Source organism: Pseudomonas sp. Sample_9 (assembly GCF_004307535.1).
Lineage (GTDB): Bacteria > Pseudomonadota > Gammaproteobacteria > Pseudomonadales > Pseudomonadaceae > Aquipseudomonas > Aquipseudomonas mercuritolerans.
The window spans coordinates 1-1,068 of the sequence record NZ_RAZO01000125.1 but is presented as its reverse complement, the minus strand read 5'-3'; the positions used below and the strand labels follow the sequence as shown (position 1 = coordinate 1,068).

The following is a 1,068-nucleotide window of genomic DNA, read 5'->3' as shown; positions in this document are numbered from 1 at the left end:
GGCGCGTGCCGCCGTCGAACTGGTGATATTCCAGCTGCGTCAGCACGCGAAAGCCCTGAGCGTTGCCTTCGAAGTTGAGAAAGTCACCGCGCTCGGCGTCGCTCATGCCGTCCAGCCAGCCGCGCCCGGCAGCTTGTTGGAACCAGTGGCGAATGGCGTCTTCGCCGGAATGGCCGAACGGCGGGTTGCCGATGTCATGAGCCAGGCAGGCCGATTGCACCACCATGCCCAGGTCTGCCGGGTCGCACCATTCCGGCAGCGCACTGCGCAAGGTTTCGCCGACACGCATGCCCAGCGAGCGGCCGACGCAGCTGACTTCCAGCGAGTGGGTCAGGCGGGTGTGGATGTGATCGTTGCTGGTGACCGGGTGCACTTGAGTCTTGCGCCCGAGGCGGCGGAAGGCACCGGAGAAAATGATGCGGTCATGGTCTTTGTGAAAAGGGCTGCGGCCGAGTTCTTGCGGGCTGTGCAGCGGCTTGCCGAGGCGTTCGCGGTTGAGCAGGGTAGGCCAATCCAAGGCTGATTCTCTCCGTCAGGTGACTGATTGCACTAGCTTCCCGGTTCGGCCCTGCGCCTGCAAGCGGAACTACAGGCCTGCGGCATCGATATCGATCAACAACAGCCGTTCACCGTTATCGAAAAACTGTCCGGCAGTCAGGCAATACTGGTTGCTGGTGGCATCGCGATAGGTGCTCGACAGGGTCAGACGGCGTTCTTCCCAGCCTTCGGCCAGCAGATGATAGAAGTATGGTCGCCACGACCAGTTGTGCCCCAGATAGCGATCATCGGCGAACCAGCCGTCATGACGCCATTCGAGGTTGGGCGTCAGTTGCGTGCCGTGGCGATCGCACTGGTAAAAGCGCAGCAGCCAGGGAAACGCCTGCAATTGCGGCAATGCACTGAGCGGGGCGCGGGCCTGCGCCCATTGCTGCAGAATCGCCATCAGCTCGCTGAGCTGCTGACGCATTTGCATCAACCGCCCGCGCTCGCTGAGTTTCTGCTTCACGTAGCGTTGCCTGAGTTGGGCGAAATGCGCGACGAATGCGTCTGTAGCGAAGAATTCTTCCT

The 1,068-nt window shown here is 61.8% G+C and carries 2 protein-coding genes; both read right to left on the bottom strand.

The window, feature by feature from the left end:
- Window positions 1-517: dGTP triphosphohydrolase (gene dgt, locus D6877_RS06765; protein ID WP_130910284.1), on the bottom strand; the 517-nt coding region annotated here is incomplete at its 3' end.
- A gap of 69 nt (window positions 518-586) precedes the next feature.
- Window positions 587-1,068: EAL-associated domain-containing protein (locus D6877_RS06760; RefSeq protein ID WP_277751476.1), on the bottom strand; the 482-nt coding region annotated here is incomplete at its 5' end.